Below are 16,747 nucleotides of genomic sequence, written 5' to 3'. Positions count from 1 at the left end.
AGAATTCGCGCGTTGTGCGTTGCAGCAGGTCGGCGGGCAATAGGTGTATGATTCTATCCTGTCAACAGCTTATCACGTAATTTAATTGCGAAATCATTGATAGAATCATTGTTTAATGATTCTTCGTGGCGCGGCCAATCGGCGGGTGGCTGGTGCCGGAACCACGTAAATTGGCGCTTCGCATATTGGCGGGTGGCGGCCTGCGCCGCTTCGAGCGCTTCGGCGCGGGTCAGGTCGCCGCGGAGGTACGCCGCGATCTGGGGCACGCCGATGGCGCGCATGACGGGGAGGTCGGGGTCGAGATCGTGCGCAAGCAGCGCCTCGACTTCTTCGATGGCGCCTTGCTCGAACATCTGGACGAGCCTGCGGTCGCACCGCTCGCGGAGCCAGTCGCGCGGAGGCAGGAGGATCAGCGGGGCGAGGGCGATGTCGTCGGCGATGCCGCCTTCGCTCGCCTGTTGCCAATCGGCGAGCGTGCGACCGGTTGCGCGGACGACCTCGAGCGCGCGGGCGACGCGGGTGGTGTCGGCGGGGTTGAGCCGCTGTGCCGCTTCGGGGTCGGCTTTCCGCAGCGCGACATGGGCTTCGGCGACCGGAAGCGCGCGGACAGCCTCGCGAACCTGCGGGTCGATCTCGGGCACGGGCGCGATCCCGTAGAGCAAAGTGCGCAGATAAAGGCCGGTGCCGCCGACGAGAACGGGAACCTTCCCCGCCGCATGCGCGTGAGAGATGACGCCGCGTGCCTCGTCGGACCAGCGCGCGGCGTTGTGCGCTTCGGCGCCGTCGATGTGGCCGAAGAGGCGGTGGGGCACCCCTTGCATCTCTTCCTCCGACGGACGCGCCGACAGCAAGGCGAGGTTGGCATAGACCTGGCTCGCGTCGGCGTTGACGACGACGGCATCGCCCGCCATTTGCGCGAGCGCGACCGCCAAAGCGCTCTTGCCGCTCGCGGTGGGTCCGGCGATAAGTGCGACGGGCGTTCGCCCGCGAACGAAAGAGACAGAAGGAGACGCCATGTTCGTAGCGACGCTGATAGCAGCCGGAAAGCTGACCGACGAGGTGGTTCGCGAAGCGATCGACCGGCTCGACGCGACGGGGCACGATGTCGGCGCTCCGCACTGGCTCGACGTCGGCGATGCGGCGGATATCGTCTTTCAGGGCAGTCTGGTCAGCGCGCGCAAGGAACTGGCGCTGATGGACCATGGCGCGCTCGACGTCGTCGTCCAGCCGATGGGCGACCGGACGAAGAAGCTGATCGTCGCCGACATGGATTCGACGATGATCACGGTCGAGTGCATCGACGAGCTTGCCGACTATGCGGGGATCAAGGATCAGATCGCGGCGATCACCAAGCGCGCGATGAAGGGCGAGCTCGATTTCCGCGCCGCGCTGCTCGAACGCGTCGCGTTGCTCGGCGGGATGGCCGAGAGCGTGCTCGTCGAATGCCGCATGGAGCGGGTGAAGCTGACCCGTGGTGCGCGCACGCTGGTCCAGACAATGAAGGCACACGGCGCTTATTCGGTGCTGGTGTCGGGAGGGTTCACGGCTTTCGCGGGGCCGGTGGGCGAGGCGATCGGTTTCGACATGGTCGTCGCGAACGAGCTGGGGATCGCGGGCGGCAAGCTGTCGGGCACGGTTTCCGAACCGATCGTCGATGCCGCCGCCAAGCTGGAGACGCTGAAGGCCGAAGCCGCGAAGCACGGGCTGCCGCTGGGCGAGGCGCTGGCGGTCGGCGACGGCGCGAACGATATTCCGATGCTGACCGCCGCGGGACTGGGGGTCGGATATCATCCGCACGCCGCGGTCGGCGAGGCGGCCGACGCGGTGATCCGCCACCACGACCTGACCGCGCTCCTGTGGGCGCAGGGCTATCCGCGGCGGAGCTGGGTGCTGGGGTAAGGGCGGCGGAGCCTTCCGTGGCTCGCGCTCGCGAGACATAAAAAAGTTTCATTATCAGCATTTTGCCGCCATCATGCGGGCATGCTGATATTTGCCATGGCGCTTGCCACTTCTTCGCTTCCGGCCTTCGACACCGGATCGGCCATCGCGCGCTGCGTCGACGAAAGCGACGCCGGCGACTTCGATGCGCAGACCGAATGCATCACCGGCCGGATCCGCGACTATCGCGAGCTGTCGGCCGTATACCGCTATGCGAAGCCGCCGTTGCGCGAGGCGATCGACCGCTGCGTCGCGGAATATAGCGAGGACGGGGCACAGGACTGGAACATGATCCAGATCTGCGCGAACGAGGACGAAACGCTGCTGACCGAGGTGTCGATTGCCGACAGCAAGTTCGATCCGGAGCGCGCCCGGGCGCATTGCCGGCGCGAGCAGCAGGAGCGGCCGGGCGTCGTCCCCGCCGAATGCTTCAAGGACGCGGTCATCGGCAACCGCAACTTCACCCTGTTCAAGGCGGTTTATACGGACGCGCGGATGCGCGCGCCGTTTGCGCTGTGTCTCGATCGCTGGACGAAGGACGGCCTGACCGACTGGGACATGGTCAGCTATTGCGCGCAGGACCAGCTTGACGGCGTCGAGCAGCTCGCGCGCCTGTATCCGGGCGGCGCCCTGCCGCCGGCGAAGCGCGCCGCCGTCACTCCGGCGCCGGAGCCGGATGCGCCCCCGACGAAAAACTGAGCGCGTCGAGCAACCAGTTCCGGAACCGGGCCATCGCGTCGCTTTCGGGACGCGACATCAGGCGGGTCAGCCAATAGCGGCCGGCGTCGATTTCGAGGGCGAAGGGCTGGACGAGGGTTTCGGTCGCCAGCTCGCGGGCGAACATGGCGGCGGGCACCAGCGCAACGCCGTACCCCGCGGCGGCGGCGGTCGCCATCAGCGCGCTGCTGTCGAAGATCGGGCCGCGGAGGACGGGCGCGGGCAAGCCCGCAGCGGCGAACCAGCGCGCCCATTCGTCGGTGCGGTACGAGCGGAGCAGCGGCTCGTGCAGCAGGTCGGCGGGGGTTTTGAGGCGTCCGGCGACGGCCGGGGCGCAGACGGGCGCCATGGGTGCGGCGAGCAGCGGTTCGGCGTGGGTGCCGTGCCAGGCGCCGTCGCCGAAGCGGATCGCGAAATCGAGCGCTTCGCCGGCAAGGTCGACGCGGTTGTTGTTGGTCGAGATGCGCAGGTCGATCCCGGGATGCGCGCGGGCGAAACCGGCGAGGCGCGGGAGCAGCCAGCCGGTCGCGAAGGTGCCGACGACGCCGACTTTCAGCGCTTCGCGAAAGCGGCCGCCCGAATATTGGTCGAGCGTCGCGGCGACGCGGTCGAAGGCGTCGGCGACGACGGGAACGAGCGCGTGCCCCTCGTCAGTGAGCGCGAGTCCGCGCGGCAGGCGATGGAAGAGGCGGGTGCCGAGGCGGCGTTCGAGCTGTGCGACCTGATGGCTGACCGCGCCCTGGCTGACGCAGAGTTCGATCGCCGCGCGGGTGAAATTGAGGTGGCGTGCCGCGGCCTCGAAGGCGCGGAGGGCGTTGAGCGGGAGCTGGGCGCGATCCATGCTGCGTCATCAATTATTCTCATGGCTTTGTCGAGAAATCATGCTTTGCGGGCAGGCTGGGCGCTTGGCATTTCCCGCGGCGAAGGGAGATGAAAATGATTGCGATGATAATGATTTCCGCGGCGCTGGCGGGCGTGAGTCAGGTACCGCCTCCGGTGGTCGAGGAAACGAACCTGCAGGTTGTCGCGGGCGGCGTTGCGCCGGCAGAAGACCCGCTTGTCAAACCGATGGCCGTCGAACGCGCCAAGACCTGGCTCGCGCCGCAGCCGCCCGAGCGGATATTCGGCAAGACCTGGCTCGTCGGCTTCAAGGGCATGAGCGTCGCTATGATCGACACGGTCGACGGGCTGGTGCTGATCGACGGCGCGCTGCCGCAAGCCGCGCCGGCAATTCTTGCCAATATCCGCGCGGCGGGGTTCGACCCCGGAGACATCAAATATATTCTGAGCACCGAGCCGCACTTCGACCATGCCGGCGGGTTGGCGGCGCTTGCGCGCGATACCGGCGCGACTGTGGTGGCGAGTGCCCGCGGCGGCGCGGGATTGCGCGCGGGGGTGCTGGCGGCGGACGATCCGCAGCTTGCCTATGGCGGAACATGGCCGGCGGTGACCACGCGGGTGCGCGTCGTGAAAAATGGCGAGGTGCTGGACCTGGGCGATACCCGGATCACCGCGCATGCGACCCCGGGCCACACGATGGGCAGCATGAGCTGGAGCTGGGACGCGTGCGAGGGCAAGGTCTGCAAACAGATCGTGTTCGGTGCGAGCCTGAACCCGGTGTCGGCCGACGGCTATCGTTACACGTCCGCAGCGGGGAAGCCCTTCGTCGCGGGGTTCGGCAAGAGCTATCGCATCATGGACGCGCTGAAGTGCGACGTGCTCATCTCGGCCCACCCCGACAATGCGGGCGAGGGGCGGTTCAACGACAAGCCCGGCGCGTGCCGCGCCTATGCCGAACGCTCGCGCGCGATGCTGGCGAAGCGGCTGGCGGCGGAGAAGGCCGGAGCGGCGAAGTGAAGGGGAGGCCCCGGCGAAAGCCGGGGACCCCGACCTATTTCGAGACCACCATGCACGCCTGACCGCCCTTGCGGACGGTGGCGCAGAAGCTTTCGGCGTCGCCCTTGTTGGCGAAGCCGCCGGCCTGGAGGCGGGTGACCGCGCCGGCCTTCACCATATAGGGCTGGCGCGCGGCGACGGCGGGATATTTTCTTTCGAGCGACGCCCAGAGGCTGCGCGCATTGGCTTCGACGCCGAACGCGCCGAGCTGCGCGCGCCACGGGCTGTTGCCGGTCGCGGCGGGTGCGGGTTTGGGCGCGGCCGGTTTGGGAGCGACGGGCTTTGCGTCCGCGACCTTCACCGGTGCGGGCTTTACGGGCGCGGGTTTCGCGGCCGGAGGCAGCGTTCCGCTTTCGGGCGGCGCTTCATAGCTGGTCCCCGGCGCCGCAGAGACGGTTTCGACGGGCGCCGGCTTGCCGATCGCGGCGGCGGCGACGGTGGCGTCGGCAACCGAGGTCGCCTCGGTCGCGGCGCTGGCGGCGGCCTTTGCCGCGGGGGTGAGCGGCTTCGCCGGGACGGGCGCCGGTGCGACGACCGGAGGCGGCGAATAGCTGGTGCCGGGCGTCGACGCCGGGAGGCTGGCGGTCCTGATCGGCGACGGTTCGGATTTGGCGGGCGCGACCGGCGCGGCGGCGTTGACGGCGGCGAGGCGCGCCCGCGCCTCGTCCTTTTCCATCTGCGGCAGCAGCGACAGGCCGAGCTGGCGCTGTTCGAGCGGGATCAGGCGATCGAGCTGGGCGAGCCGCGCCGAGGCGATTTCGAGCCCGGCGTCGCTCGCGCGCTTGGTGAGCGCATAGGACCGCGGCCAGTCCTTCGGCGCGAGGTCGCCGTTGAACATCGCGGTGCCGAGGACATATTGCGCCCGCGGTTCGCCGCGCGCGGCCGACGCGTTGATATAAGGCATCGCCTCGTCGCGCTTGTTTGCGGTGAAGAGGATGAGGCCGAGATTGTCGCCGGCCTGGAGGTGGCCCTGTTTCGCGGCGCGGCGGTACCACACTTCGGCCTGTGCGAGGTCGGCGGGAACGCCGCGGCCGAGCTTGTACGCCTGTCCGAGGTTGAATTGCGCATCGGGATCGCCGGCGACGGCGAGCGGGCGCCATTCGGCGACGGCCTTCTGATAGTCGCCCGCGTCCCAGGCATCGACCCCGTCCTTGACGTCGGCGAGCGCGGGCGCCGCGAAAGCAAGCGCCGAAAGCGGGAGCGCCAGAAGGGCGAGGGTGCGGAATGGACGCATGTTATTCTCCAATGACTTGCGCTGCTTGCGGGCCCACACCCGGGCAATCGCAGTCCCCGCCCGGGCCTTACGCCATAAATGGCTAACAGCGCGTTAGCATCATATGCGGGCGACCCGATTCCGTTCCGTAACGGGACAGAAAGACGTTAAGTCGCCATTTACCATAGATGCGAGGAGGTCGTTCACCTTCTTTTTATCATCGTTAACTCAATTTTAGCGCCCTCCATGCCATTCCTCCGGCCGATTTTGGTTTTCCTAGGGGGACAGCAGTGCGCGTTCTGGCATTGGCTTCACAAAAGGGCGGGTCGGGTAAAACCACCTTGTCGGGTCATCTTGCGGTGCAGGCGCAGCTTGCCGGCGCAGGCCCGGTCGTCCTGATAGACATCGACCCGCAGGGTTCGCTCGCCGACTGGTGGAACGAGCGCGAAACCGACCTTCCGGCCTTTGCGCAGACCACCGTCGCGCGGTTGGCCTCCGACCTCGAGATCCTGCGCCAGCAGGGCTTCAAACTGGCCGTCATCGACACGCCGCCGGCGATTACCATGGCGATCCAGAGCGTCATCAGCGTCGCCGAGCTGATCGTCGTCCCGACGCGTCCCAGCCCGCACGACCTGCGCGCCGTCGGCGCCACCGTCGACCTGTGCGAACGCGCCGGCAAGCCGCTGGTGTTCGTGGTCAACGCCGCGACCCCGAAGGCAAAGATCACCAGCGAGGCCGCGGTCGCGCTGTCGCAGCACGGCACCGTCGCGCCGGTCACGCTGCACCACCGCACCGACTATGCCGCGTCGATGATCGACGGCCGCACGGTGATGGAAGTCGATCCGAACGGCCGCTCGGCCGAAGAGATCCGCCAGCTGTGGACCTATATCAACGATCGCCTCGAAAAGAATTTCCGCCGCACCGTCTTCAGCTCGCCCGTGCCGCCGCAGCCGGGTTACGGCACCGTCCGCCCGATGGGTGGTGGCTTCGGCCGCCGCATCGCCGGCCAGTGACGGAAGGAATCGGGAACATGGGCGAACCCAAACCGCTTGCTTCGCTGTCCGCCGGGCTTCTGGCCCGCAAGGGTGGCGCGCGTCCCGCGATGCGCCGCCAGCCGCTGGGCAGCGGCCCCGCCGCGCCGATGATCGAGGGCTATGACGACCTCGGCTGGAACGACATGGGCTATGACGTCGACCCCGACCAGAATGCCGCCGACACCGGCCGGCTCGTCGACCTGAAGCCGCTGCTCGCCGGATCGGTGCTGCATCACAATGTCGAGGCCGAGCATGCCGTCGACGATACGCCGGGTCATGAACTGACCCCGATCGTCGAAGGCGCGTTGGCCGACGATTTCGCGCCGGAAGCGGCCGAAGTGCCCGAGATCGTGCGCCAGCAGGAATCGCTGATCGACCGCGTCGCCGCCGTCGCCCGCAAGGTCGAGGCGCGTCCGGCACCGAAAGCGCCGAAGGAACGCGCCCCGCGTGCGCTCCGCGCCCGCGAGAAGGCGGCATTCACGCTGCGCCTCGATGCCGAGCGCCACCTGCGCCTGCGCCTCGCGAGCGCGGTGACGAACCGCTCTTCGCAGGTGATCCTGACCGACCTGCTCGACGAATATCTGGCCACACTGCCCGAGATCGACGCGATGGCGAGCCGCTTGCCGGCAGCCCGTCCCGCGCGCCGGACGCAGCCGTAACGAATGATGGGGGGACCGAAGATGAACCGCAAAGTCCTGATGAACCTGGCCGTTTCGGGCTTCGTGCTGAGCGTGGCCACCGGCTGCAGCGGCATGTCGAAGATGGCCAATGCCGCGCCGTCGAGCGAACCCGTGCCGGCATCGGCATCGAAGGCCGCCGACAAGGCGCGCGACGCGCTGGAGGAAGGCAAGGTCAGCAAGGCCGTGAGCCTGGCCGAGACCGCGGTTGCCGCAAGCCCCCGCGACGCGGGTTTCCGTGCGCTGCTGGGTCAGGCCTATCTTTCGGACGGGCGCTTTGCCTCGGCGAGCACCGCGCTCGGCGAAGCGATGGATCTGGGCGCGAAGGACAGCAACACCGTCATCGCGCTGACCCTGTCCTATATCGCGCAGGGCAAGAATAGCGAAGCGAGCGACCTTCTGAAGCGCAATTTCGACGTCGTTCCGGCGTCGGACCTGGGCCTTGCACTCGCCTTGTCGGGTGACACCAATTCGGCGATCTATGTGCTGACCGAAGCCGCACGCGCGCCGGGCGCCGATGCGCGGACGCGCCAGAATCTGGCGCTTGCGTTCGCGCTCGACGGCCGCTGGGCGCAGGCGCGCCTTGTCGCCTCGCAGGACCTGTCGCTGGCGAAGATCGAAGCACGCATGGCCGAATGGTCGAAGCTGGCCGACCAGCCGAACCCGCAACTGCGCGTCGCGAGCCTGCTCGGCACCAAGGCGCAGGACGACGCCGGGATGCCGGTGCGCCTTGCGCTCGCCAATTTCCCCGAATTGCAGATGGCCGCGGCCGATGCGCCGGTCGAACTCGCCAGCGCCGATCCGGCCCCGGTCGAGGCCTATGCCCCGCCGCCGCCGGCCGAAGAAAAGCCGGCCGCCGTGCTGGCATCGGCCGAACCCGCCGCGATCCGCACGGTCGAACTGCCGATGCCGAAGCGCGACGAAAACGGCGTCGTTCCGGTGACCGAACTGCCGCAGCCGCAGGCCGCCAAGCCGGCCGAAACGATCATGGCCGACGCCAAACCCTATCGCGCCGCACCGCGCGTCGCGGGTGCACGCGCCGAAACGGTTCGCCCCGTGCAGAAGCAGGCGCTCGATCTGGCGACCCGCGTCCTGCCCAAGGCAATGGCTTTCGATTCGAAGAAGCCGACGGGATGGGCGGTGCAGCTCGGCGCCTATGACAGCCTGGGCATCGCCAAGGAAAAATGGGGCGTTCTCAAGAAAAAGAGCAACATGCTCGCGAATTATCCGGCGTCCAGCCATGCCGCGACGGTCAACGGCCGCAACTTCTATCGCCTGACGGTCAACGGTCTTGCGACGCGCGCCGATGCATCGAAGCTGTGCGGCGAGCTGAAGGCGAAGGGCCAGACCTGCTTCATCCGCCAGATGGGCGGCAGCGAGAGCATCCAGTGGGCCTCGGCGGCGACCGCCAAGCCGATCCGGATGGCGTCGCGCTAAACGATATTGGGGGGCCTCCGCCACGGCGGAAGCTCAGGGGAGGGGCGCGGCCTGCGGGGGCCGCGCCCTTTTTCGTGTGCAGTGCATTGCCTCCGTTTGCGATATTGCCGGTTCGTATTATGCCATTGGCATGCTGCGCCTTCCGCTTTTGGTCATTCTGCCCGTATCGATGCTCATGACCGCCTGCGCGCCCCGCAATGCGCAGCGGTTCTGCATCACGCCGGGCGAGACCTATGTCTATCGCGGGCCGGAGAGACTGGAGTACCGCTTCACCGTCCACGATGCGACCACGATGACCGAGGATCTGCGCGAAGACGGCGAGCCCGTGGGAGGCCCTGTCGATGCGACCGTTTCGGTCGGCGGAACGCGCTTCGAGCATAGCCTGTTTGCCCTCAACCGCGACATGTGGAGCATGGACCGGTGGGAGAGCGAAAAGCTGATCTGCGAGCGCGACCGGGGGTTCAAGCGGCCCGACGGGTTTACCATCGCCTTTTCCTGCCGCCTGCCGGGCGCAACCGAGTCCGGGCATTTCCTCTTCGACAAGCGGGTCGGCATCACGAAATTCCGGCCGGCCGTTCTCGACGGCGACCGTTACTTCGAACTCGCCAGTGCGCAGGCGCTGGCACACCCTTGCCAGGGCAGGCGCTGAACGCGCGACTGCTTCGGCTATTCGCCGGTATCCTTGACCAACGCCCCGACGAGCTTGCCGCGCTGGTAGCGGCCCTTGCGCTCGTGCGGCATCGCGTAGAGTTCGGTCAGGAAGCGCTTGTCCCATTGGGTGAGCTCGCGCCGGCCCTGACGGTCGTCGAACAGGCCGAGGATCGATTGCGACTGGGGATCGGCGCGGATGCGGATGCCGCTCAGCGCGACGAAGGCGGCATAGTCGGTCACGGCGCGCAGCGTTGCGCCCTCGGCGTCGTTGACGTCGATGACGATCGTCGCGCCCTCGATGCTGCGGAGGGTCTGCGGCCCGATCAGGCTGATTCCTCCGCTCGTCCGGCGGACCGAATACCACCAGCGCACCGGCTTTTCGAGCTCGACGAGGTCGCGGATATCGGGTCCGGTCATGTCGGCGAACTGGCCGGGATAGCGCGCCTTGAACAGCTTGATGAACTTCGCGCCATCGTCGACGAACAGGAGGAGCACGTTGGTGTCGCACTTGCCGTCGGCGACCGGCGCGCGGGCGCTGCGCGCGGTATCGCGGAACCAGCCTTCGACGAGCGCGGCATGTTCGTCCGAGAGGCCGAGCGCGCGCGGGCACAGCTTGATCCTCCACCGCGCGACGCTGTCCTGGGCATATATGCCCGGCGCGACGCCGAGCGTGCGAATGAAGGCGTTGGCGCGCTTTTTCGCCTCCTCGCGCGTCAGCCGCTCACCCTCGACAACAATGTCGTCGGGCGAGCGGAGCGTCGGGTCGGGGGCGGGCTGGGCCAGGGCGGCCGGAGCCGGGGCAAGCAGCGCGGCGGCGAGCAGCAGGCGGGAGAGGAGAGGCATCGACCTGTTTCCTTCTGATCAGGAAACAGGTTTAACCCGTTAGGAACGCTGATGAAAGGGGCATCGCATCCGATGCGGGCGGGGTCAGCGGATTCGCTGGCCGCCCTTCCACAGCATCGTCGCGCGGCCTTGCACGGGCATGCCGTCGAAGGGGGTGTTCCCCGCGTAAGCCGCCATCTTCTTTGCGTCGACCTGCCACGGGGTGCCGGCGTCGACGAGGATGAGGTCGGCTTCCTTGCCGACGGCCAGGCTGCCTGCCTCGACGCCGAGCAGGCAGGCCGGCGTGCCGGCGAGCAGCTCGAACAGGCGGCCGGGCGAGATAAGCCCGTCGCGCACGAGGTTCAGGCCGAGCGCGAGCAAGGTTTCGGCGCCCGCCATGCCGGGCTGTGCCTCGGCGAAGGGGAGGCGCTTGTCCTCGGGCCCGCGCGGGTCGTGGCCCGACGAGAGGATGTCGATCGTCCCGTCGGCAATCGCGGCGAGGCAGGCCTGCCGGTCGTCCTCGCTGCGCAGCGGCGGGGAGAGGCGCGCGAAGGTGCGGAAATCGCCGATCGCGGTGTCCGAGAGAAAGAGATGCGCGGGGGTGATGCCGCAGAGCACCGGAAGCCCCTTCGCCTTGGCGGCGCGGATCAGGTCGAGCCCGCGCGCGGTGGTGACCTGGCGGAAACAGACCGGCGCGCCGGTTTCCTCGACCAGCGCGAGATCGCGCGCGATCGCCATCGCCTCGGCGATGGCGGGGGCCGAGGCGAGGCCGAGGCGCGTCGCCATCTCGCCGTCGGTCGCGACGGCACCGGCGGTGAGGCCCTCGTCCTCGGCGTGGATGATCGTGACGAGGCCGAGCGCGGCCGCGTACGATAGGACGCGGCGCATGACGCCGGCGTCGGCGATGCGGCCGCGGCCGGTCGCGACGGCGCGCGCGCCCGCCTGTTTCATCAGGCCGATCTCGGCAAGTTCCTTGCCCGCGAGGCCTTTGGTCGCGGCGGCGAGGGGGTGGACCCACAGGTCGGGCTTGCCGCCCTTCGCGGCGCGTTCGACGAGGCCGGCGCCGTCGAGCGGGCCGTTGTCGGGCATCAGGGCGGCGCGGGTGATGCCGCCGAAGTGGAAGGCGGGCTTGTCGGTCGCGAAAACGCCGAGGTCGATGATGCCGGGGGCGAGCCACTGGCCCCGGGCGTCGACGACCTCCGCCCCTTCGGGAACTTCGGCGGGGTCGAGCGCGGCGATGCGGCCGTCGACCACGAGCAGGCTGCCGTCGCGCGGGGTGTCGGCGCTGACCAGCTTCGCATTGACGATATGGGTCGGGGTCAGTTCCATCCGGGCACTCCCCGCTTGCGGCGCGTCAAAATGTCGAGGCAGGCCATGCGTACCGCGACCCCCATCTCGACCTGCTCGGTGATCGTCGAGCGGGTCGGGTGGTCGGCGACGCTGCTGTCGATCTCGACCCCGCGGTTCATCGGGCCGGGATGCATGACGATCGCGTCGGGCTTCGCCTTTTCGAGCCGCTTCGGCGTCAGGCCGTAGAGCGCGTGATATTCGCGCGCGCTGGGCAGATAGGCACCGTCCATGCGCTCGTTCTGGAGGCGCAGCATCATTACGACGTCGGCGTCCTTCAGCCCCTCGTCCATATCGGTGAAGGTGGTCACATGCATGCGGTCGATCGCGGGCGGGGTCAGCGTCGGCGGCGCGATGACGCGCACCTCGTTGCCGAGCAGGGTGAGCGCGAGGATGTTCGAGCGCGCGACGCGGCTGTGCAGCACGTCGCCGCAGATCGCGATCGTAAGGCCCTCGACGCGGCCGAGGCGGCGGCGGATGGTGAGCGCGTCGAGCAGCGCCTGCGTCGGATGCTCGTGGCGGCCGTCGCCCGCATTGAGGACGGGGCAGTCGACCTTGTCGGCGATGAGCTGCACCGCGCCCGAGCTCTGGTGGCGGATCACCATCGCGTCGGCGCGCATCGCGTTGAGCGTCATCGCGGTGTCGATCAGCGTCTCGCCCTTCTTCACGCTGGACTGCGCGGCGTGCATGTTGACGACGTCGGCGCCGAGGCGTTTGCCCGCGATCTCGAACGACAGCAAAGTGCGCGTCGAATTCTCGAAAAAGGCGTTGATGATCGTCAGCCCTGCGAGCCGGCCGTCATGCTTGGCCGCCCCGCCGCGGTTCATCTCGACCCACTCTTCGGCGGCATCGAGAACGTAGGAAATCTCCCACGGGGTGAGCTGGGCGATGCCGATCAGGTGGCGATGGCGAAAGGCATCGCCACCGGGCGGATAGTCGCTGGCGGGTCGGGTGGTTGCGCTTGTCATTAAAGCCACGCCTCTAGGCGGCTGCGGCGATTCTCGCAAGCGCCGAGGCGAGCCAAGGCTGCAATATTCCGAGCCACCAGAGGAGGAGCAGGATGATGTCGACCCAGAGCCAGATGAGCATCCATGTCGCGAAGGGTTGCTTGCGCGTCTTGTGACGGACGAGGCGCGCGGCGAGGACCGTGCCGAAGGCGCCGCCGAGGAAGGCCCATAGGAGCAGATTGCTCTCCGGAATGCGCCGCTGGCCGGCTTCGGCGTATTTCTTGTCGAGAACCATCTGGACGAACGCGATGAGGTTCATCGCGATCAGCCAGTAGAGGATATATTCGTTCAAGCGCGCGACGCTCAACGGGTGAGGGCGTCGATCGCGCCCTGCAGGATGAAGGCGGCGGCGGCGCTGTCGACGCGTTCCGCCCGTTTTGCCCGACTCACGTCGGCGGCGATCATCGCGCGTTCGACCGCGGCGGTCGACCAGCGTTCGTCCCAGAGGAGGATCGGGAGGCCGAGCGGCAGCAGGTTGCGCGCGAAGGCGCGGGTGCTCTGCGTGCGCGGGCTGTCGGTGCCGTCCATGTTGAGCGGCAGCCCGACGACGAGTCCGACGACCGATTGTGCGGCAAGGACCGCTTTCAGCGCCTCGAGGTCGAGGCTGAATTTCTTGCGGATGATCGTCTTGTCGGGCGACGCGAAGCTCCAGCCGGCGTCACAGAGCGCGACGCCGATGGTTTTCGTGCCGACGTCGAGCCCGGCAAGGCGGCCGGCTGCGGGCAGCGCGGCGGCGAAATCGGAGGCGGCGGTGGTAATCATATCCGCCCCTTTACCTGTTCGTGTCGAGCGAAGTCGAGACACCCTTAGGTCGCGCGTGACTTTGGGGCATCTCGACTTCGCTCAATGCGAACTGGATCAGGATTTAGCCGCTGGCGTGGTCGGGGAAGCTGCAGGTGCCGGAACCGGCGCCGCCGGCGGCGGGACCGGCGAGGGTTTGCCTTCGAAGGTCGCGAGGCGCCGGAGGACGTCGGCGCGGACATTCGCCCAGAACAGGGTGATGTCGAAGACATGATAATTGTTGCCGGGCAGCACATAGCTCGGCGCATAATTCTGTGCTGCCTCTGCATCGCCGATCAACAGGAAGCCGCGGTCGTCGTCGCATTTTGCGCCGACCTTCTGGGCGATCAGCACGCCTGCCTTGAAGCCCTCGCTCGGTTTCAGCGTGCCGATATTGGCGTCGGGGCCGGCAGCCGTGTCGGGAATGCCGGTGAGCGGATTGGTGCACAGCATGCGCGTGCCCGCACGCGGGCGGCCATCGAAGCCGATCGTGCCGTCATAGGCGCCGGTCACCATCGAGGTGTCGGCGGGCTCGGCGAAAGTGGCCCAGCTCAGGATACAGCCTTTCTGCTCGGGCGTCTCGCACGCGGGGAGGCCGAGGCCGGCGAGGTCGGTGTCGCGACTGATCGGCCAGCCGATGACGTAAGCGGCGACGATGCGCTTCGCGAGCGGCGTGCCCGCGATGCGGTTCCTGAGCAGGGTCGTCAGGTGAAGCGCGCCCTGGCTGTGGCCCGCAAGGATGATCGGCTTGTTCTTCGGTTGGGCGGCGAGAAAGGCGTCGAAGGCCTGTTCGACGTCGCGATAGGCGGCGTCGATCGCCTTGCCCGCGGTGACGCGGTCGGTCGCGAGGAACGCGCCCAGCGTGGCCTGCCGGTAGCGCGGCGCCCAGACCTCGCCCGCGTCGCCGAACGCGCTCGCCATGCCCTGCATGAACAGCTTGGCGCGATAATTGGCGTCGGCGTCGTCGAGCGGGGCGTTCCAGCTCGCCTTGCTGTAATAGCTGGTCGGGTGGACGAAGAAGATCGCGGCGTCGCCCTTGGGGGCTTCTTCGGTATCGGCCGCCGTTGCGGCCTTCGCCGGCGGAATCAGCTTGTCGGCGGGCTTCGCCGCTTCGGCACCATCCGCGGGCGGGCGCCAGTCGGCCGGATCATTCTCCATCCCCGGGCGCGCGAGCCACATTTTAGGATCGTCATAGGCGTTCGGTTCGGCGACCTTCTGTTCGACGAACTCGCTCGACGGCACGAACGCGACACGCCCGAACCAGCCGGGATTGATCTGATAGGCGACGCCGAAGCCGAAGATGATGAGGATGATCGCGGCGATGATGTAGAGGAATTTGCGGGCCAAAAGGCGCTCCATGCGGGGAGAGGGGCGGTCGCGTGCTATCTGGCTTGCGAAGCGCCGCGAAACAAGCCCAGATGTGGAGCATGACCGATGCGCCCGCAACTCCGCCCGTCCCCGAGTCGAACCGCCTCGACGGAAGCGACCCGCCCTGGCCGCTGCGGCCGTGGATCATGGCGGCGATCTGTGCGCTCGCGGGGCTCGCCTTTCACCTGACGATCGACTGGCGCTACGCACCCGATCATGATCCGGGCCGCAACGCGTTCGCGGCGTTCATCACGGTCGCGACTTTGGTCTTCGTTCTGGGGGTCGAGCTTCGCCGCTGGACGTGGGCGGCGGGCTTCGCGCTGGCGTGGGGCGCGGTGATCGCGCTGATCGTCTGGACCTCGGCGGGCTATAATGTCGACGCATCGCCGTTCGAATGGCCTTTCTGGTCGGGATTGCTCGCGGTGCTGATCGCGACGCCGCTGTTCCAGACGCGGCGCGACGTGGCGCCCGACTGGCGCTTCTGGAAGCTGTGGCAGATGCCGTACGAGCGGCTGCACAGCCACGCTTGGGCCGACGCGGTGATCGGCGCTGCGGGGCTTGCCTTCACCGGGCTGACCTTCCTGCTCGTGCTGCTGATCGGGTCGATGTTCGAACTGATCGGAATCAAGCTGATCATGAGGATGTTCGAGACCGGCTGGTTTCCGTGGATGCTGGCGGGCGCGGCGTTCGGCGGCGCCGTCGGTCTGCTGCGCGAGCGCGACAAGCTGGTCGCGACCCTGCAGAAGCTGGTGATGATCGTGCTCGCGGTGCTGGCGCCGGTGCTGGCGGTCGCGGTGGTGCTGTTCCTGTTGTCGCTGGTCGGCACGGGGCTGACGCCGCTGTGGGAATCGGGCTTTTCGACCGCGGCGCTGATGATGGGCGCGGCCGCCTTTGCCGTGCTGCTCGCCAACGCAGTTATCGGCAACGGGCGCGAGGAACGGTCGGGCAACCGTTTTCTGCACGGCGCGGCGGCGGTGCTCGTCGTGGCGGTACTGCCGCTGGCGATCATCGCCTTTTACTCGATGCATTTGCGCGTAATCCAGTACGGCTGGACGCCCGAGCGCATATGGGGCGCGATCGCGGCGATGGTCGCGCTCGCCTATGGCGCGGTCGGGCTGTGGGCAGTGGTTCGGGGCAAGCGCGATTTCGACGATGTGCTGCGTCCGTTGCAGCAGAGACTGGCGATCGGACTGACGCTGGTCGCACTGTTCCTCGCGCTGCCGATCATGGATTTCGGCGCGATCTCGACGCGCGACCAGCTCGCGCGGCTGCAGAAGGGGACGGTCAAGGCCGACAAGTTCGACTGGGCGGCGCTGGCGTTCGATTTCGGACCGAGCGGGCGCGCGGCGCTGGCGAAAATCGCGAAATCGCCCGACAAGGCAAAGGCCGATCTGGCGAAATGGGCGCTCCAGACGAAGAATCGCTGGGATCTGACCGTCGCCGGCGAACCGGTCGATGCCGCCGATGTCGCCTATGGTGCAAGGCCGATCCGCGAGAAGGTGCGCGTGCTGCCCGCGGGGCAGTCGATCGGCGACGACGCCTACAAGGCGATCGAGGATCGCGGACAGTGCCGCACGGCGCCGTGCGCGGCCTATGTGCTGGACGCGGACAGGATGCTCGTGGTCGGCGAAGGCAACAATGTCGTGCTGTTCGCACGCGATGCGAAAACGAAGGCGTGGCAGGAGGATTATCAGGCCTTCTCGGGCGGCGCGGTGGCCCCGGGGCCGACGAGCGACGAGGTCGAAAAGGCTGCGATCGAGGTGCGCCCTGTCACGCGGCGGCAATTGTTCGTGAACGGCAAGCCGGTCGGCGAGGATTTCGAGTGAGAATCGCGCGCCTGCCTTGAAGCGGACGGGGGAG

At 67.9% G+C, this 16,747-nt stretch carries 17 protein-coding genes; 8 read left to right on the top strand and 9 right to left on the bottom strand.

The window, feature by feature from the left end:
* Positions 1-53 precede the first annotated feature (53 nt).
* On the bottom strand, positions 54-1,016 hold the full coding sequence (gene miaA, locus L7H23_RS04575; RefSeq protein WP_237838178.1) for a tRNA (adenosine(37)-N6)-dimethylallyltransferase MiaA: 963 nt from the start codon (positions 1,014-1,016) through the stop codon (positions 54-56).
* Between miaA and serB the strand changes: the two genes are divergently transcribed.
* Positions 1,015-1,899 (top strand): phosphoserine phosphatase SerB, encoded by an 885-nt coding sequence (gene serB, locus L7H23_RS04570; RefSeq protein ID WP_237838177.1) that lies wholly within the window; start codon positions 1,015-1,017, stop codon positions 1,897-1,899. The genes miaA and serB overlap by 2 nt on opposite strands.
* An 81-nt stretch (positions 1,900-1,980) precedes the next feature.
* Positions 1,981-2,637 (top strand): hypothetical protein, encoded by a 657-nt coding sequence (locus L7H23_RS04565; RefSeq protein WP_237838176.1) that lies wholly within the window; start codon positions 1,981-1,983, stop codon positions 2,635-2,637.
* Here L7H23_RS04565 and L7H23_RS04560 read toward each other — a convergent pair.
* Entirely contained in the window at positions 2,594-3,496 is a 903-nt protein-coding gene (locus tag L7H23_RS04560; protein ID WP_237838175.1) for a LysR family transcriptional regulator, read from the bottom strand. The genes L7H23_RS04565 and L7H23_RS04560 overlap by 44 nt on opposite strands.
* A gap of 95 nt (positions 3,497-3,591) precedes the next feature.
* On the opposite strand from L7H23_RS04560, the gene bla reads away from it, so the two are divergent.
* A complete protein-coding gene (gene bla, locus L7H23_RS04555; protein ID WP_237838174.1) occupies positions 3,592-4,512 on the top strand; it encodes a subclass B3 metallo-beta-lactamase in 921 nt (306 codons plus the stop codon).
* A 34-nt stretch (positions 4,513-4,546) separates the two neighbouring features.
* On the opposite strand, the gene L7H23_RS04550 is transcribed toward bla, so the two are convergent.
* Positions 4,547-5,785 carry an SPOR domain-containing protein gene (locus tag L7H23_RS04550; RefSeq protein WP_237838173.1) on the bottom strand — a complete coding sequence of 413 codons (1,239 nt, stop codon included), beginning with the start codon at positions 5,783-5,785 and terminating at the stop codon, positions 4,547-4,549.
* A gap of 269 nt (positions 5,786-6,054) precedes the next feature.
* On the opposite strand from L7H23_RS04550, the gene L7H23_RS04545 reads away from it, so the two are divergent.
* From L7H23_RS04545 to L7H23_RS04530, 4 genes are all read left to right on the top strand, one after another.
* Complete coding sequence (locus L7H23_RS04545) at positions 6,055-6,777, top strand: ParA family protein (RefSeq protein ID WP_237838172.1); 723 nt, start codon at positions 6,055-6,057, stop codon at positions 6,775-6,777.
* A 17-nt stretch (positions 6,778-6,794) separates the two neighbouring features.
* On the top strand, positions 6,795-7,457 hold the full coding sequence (locus L7H23_RS04540) for a hypothetical protein (protein WP_237838171.1): 663 nt from the start codon (positions 6,795-6,797) through the stop codon (positions 7,455-7,457).
* A 21-nt stretch (positions 7,458-7,478) separates the two neighbouring features.
* Positions 7,479-8,912: an SPOR domain-containing protein gene (locus L7H23_RS04535; RefSeq protein WP_237838170.1), complete on the top strand. Its 1,434-nt coding sequence runs from the start codon at positions 7,479-7,481 to the stop codon at positions 8,910-8,912.
* 130 nt (positions 8,913-9,042) lie between these two features.
* The gene (locus L7H23_RS04530; protein ID WP_237838169.1) at positions 9,043-9,561 is read left to right on the top strand and encodes a hypothetical protein; all 519 of its coding nucleotides are present in this window, start codon (positions 9,043-9,045) and stop codon (positions 9,559-9,561) included.
* Positions 9,562-9,578: 17 nt separating this feature from the next.
* Here L7H23_RS04530 and L7H23_RS04525 read toward each other — a convergent pair whose 3' ends face one another.
* The 6 genes from L7H23_RS04525 to L7H23_RS04500 all read right to left on the bottom strand — a co-directional run bounded on the left by L7H23_RS04525 (position 9,579) and on the right by L7H23_RS04500 (position 14,866).
* Entirely contained in the window at positions 9,579-10,406 is an 828-nt protein-coding gene (locus L7H23_RS04525; RefSeq protein ID WP_237838168.1) for a hypothetical protein, read from the bottom strand.
* A gap of 84 nt (positions 10,407-10,490) precedes the next feature.
* Positions 10,491-11,714, bottom strand: coding sequence for a dihydroorotase (locus L7H23_RS04520; protein WP_237838167.1), 1,224 nt, complete (start codon positions 11,712-11,714; stop codon positions 10,491-10,493).
* Positions 11,705-12,700, bottom strand: a complete 996-nt coding sequence (locus L7H23_RS04515) for an aspartate carbamoyltransferase catalytic subunit (RefSeq protein ID WP_237838166.1) — start codon at positions 12,698-12,700, stop codon at positions 11,705-11,707. Before L7H23_RS04515 ends, L7H23_RS04520 begins: the two co-directional genes overlap by 10 nt.
* A gap of 13 nt (positions 12,701-12,713) precedes the next feature.
* Positions 12,714-13,031, bottom strand: a complete 318-nt coding sequence (locus L7H23_RS04510) for a DUF1294 domain-containing protein (protein ID WP_237838165.1) — start codon at positions 13,029-13,031, stop codon at positions 12,714-12,716.
* A gap of 11 nt (positions 13,032-13,042) precedes the next feature.
* Positions 13,043-13,501, bottom strand: coding sequence for a Holliday junction resolvase RuvX (ruvX, locus tag L7H23_RS04505; RefSeq protein ID WP_237838164.1), 459 nt, complete (start codon positions 13,499-13,501; stop codon positions 13,043-13,045).
* Positions 13,502-13,597: 96 nt separating this feature from the next.
* Positions 13,598-14,866: a DUF3089 domain-containing protein gene (locus L7H23_RS04500; protein WP_237838163.1), complete on the bottom strand. Its 1,269-nt coding sequence runs from the start codon at positions 14,864-14,866 to the stop codon at positions 13,598-13,600.
* Positions 14,867-14,946: 80 nt separating this feature from the next.
* On the opposite strand from L7H23_RS04500, the gene L7H23_RS04495 reads away from it, so the two are divergent.
* Positions 14,947-16,713, top strand: a complete 1,767-nt coding sequence (locus tag L7H23_RS04495) for a DUF4153 domain-containing protein (protein ID WP_237838162.1) — start codon at positions 14,947-14,949, stop codon at positions 16,711-16,713.
* The last annotated feature ends 34 nt before the right edge of the window (positions 16,714-16,747 follow it).

It is taken from the genome of Sphingopyxis sp. BSN-002, assembly GCF_022024275.1.
In the GTDB taxonomy this organism is placed as follows: domain Bacteria; phylum Pseudomonadota; class Alphaproteobacteria; order Sphingomonadales; family Sphingomonadaceae; genus Sphingopyxis.
Note: the sequence above shows the minus strand (reverse complement) of the source record. Positions and strands in the feature narration are given on the sequence as shown.

Excerpts from the sequence above, each read along its gene's own strand:
- serB (WP_237838177.1), top strand. The coding sequence starts at position 1,015 with ATGTTCGTAGCGACGCTGATAGCAGCCGGAAAGCTGACCGACGAGGTG.
- miaA (WP_237838178.1), bottom strand. The coding sequence starts at position 1,016 with ATGGCGTCTCCTTCTGTCTCTTTCGTTCGCGGGCGAACGCCCGTCGCA.
- L7H23_RS04565 (WP_237838176.1), top strand. The coding sequence starts at position 1,981 with ATGCTGATATTTGCCATGGCGCTTGCCACTTCTTCGCTTCCGGCCTTC.
- L7H23_RS04560 (WP_237838175.1), bottom strand. The coding sequence starts at position 3,496 with ATGGATCGCGCCCAGCTCCCGCTCAACGCCCTCCGCGCCTTCGAGGCC.
- bla (WP_237838174.1), top strand. The coding sequence starts at position 3,592 with ATGATTGCGATGATAATGATTTCCGCGGCGCTGGCGGGCGTGAGTCAG.
- L7H23_RS04550 (WP_237838173.1), bottom strand. The coding sequence starts at position 5,785 with ATGCGTCCATTCCGCACCCTCGCCCTTCTGGCGCTCCCGCTTTCGGCG.
- L7H23_RS04540 (WP_237838171.1), top strand. The coding sequence starts at position 6,795 with ATGGGCGAACCCAAACCGCTTGCTTCGCTGTCCGCCGGGCTTCTGGCC.
- L7H23_RS04535 (WP_237838170.1), top strand. The coding sequence starts at position 7,479 with ATGAACCGCAAAGTCCTGATGAACCTGGCCGTTTCGGGCTTCGTGCTG.
- L7H23_RS04530 (WP_237838169.1), top strand. The coding sequence starts at position 9,043 with ATGCTGCGCCTTCCGCTTTTGGTCATTCTGCCCGTATCGATGCTCATG.
- L7H23_RS04525 (WP_237838168.1), bottom strand. The coding sequence starts at position 10,406 with ATGCCTCTCCTCTCCCGCCTGCTGCTCGCCGCCGCGCTGCTTGCCCCG.
- L7H23_RS04520 (WP_237838167.1), bottom strand. The coding sequence starts at position 11,714 with ATGGAACTGACCCCGACCCATATCGTCAATGCGAAGCTGGTCAGCGCC.
- L7H23_RS04515 (WP_237838166.1), bottom strand. The coding sequence starts at position 12,700 with ATGACAAGCGCAACCACCCGACCCGCCAGCGACTATCCGCCCGGTGGC.
- ruvX (WP_237838164.1), bottom strand. The coding sequence starts at position 13,501 with ATGATTACCACCGCCGCCTCCGATTTCGCCGCCGCGCTGCCCGCAGCC.
- L7H23_RS04495 (WP_237838162.1), top strand. The coding sequence starts at position 14,947 with ATGACCGATGCGCCCGCAACTCCGCCCGTCCCCGAGTCGAACCGCCTC.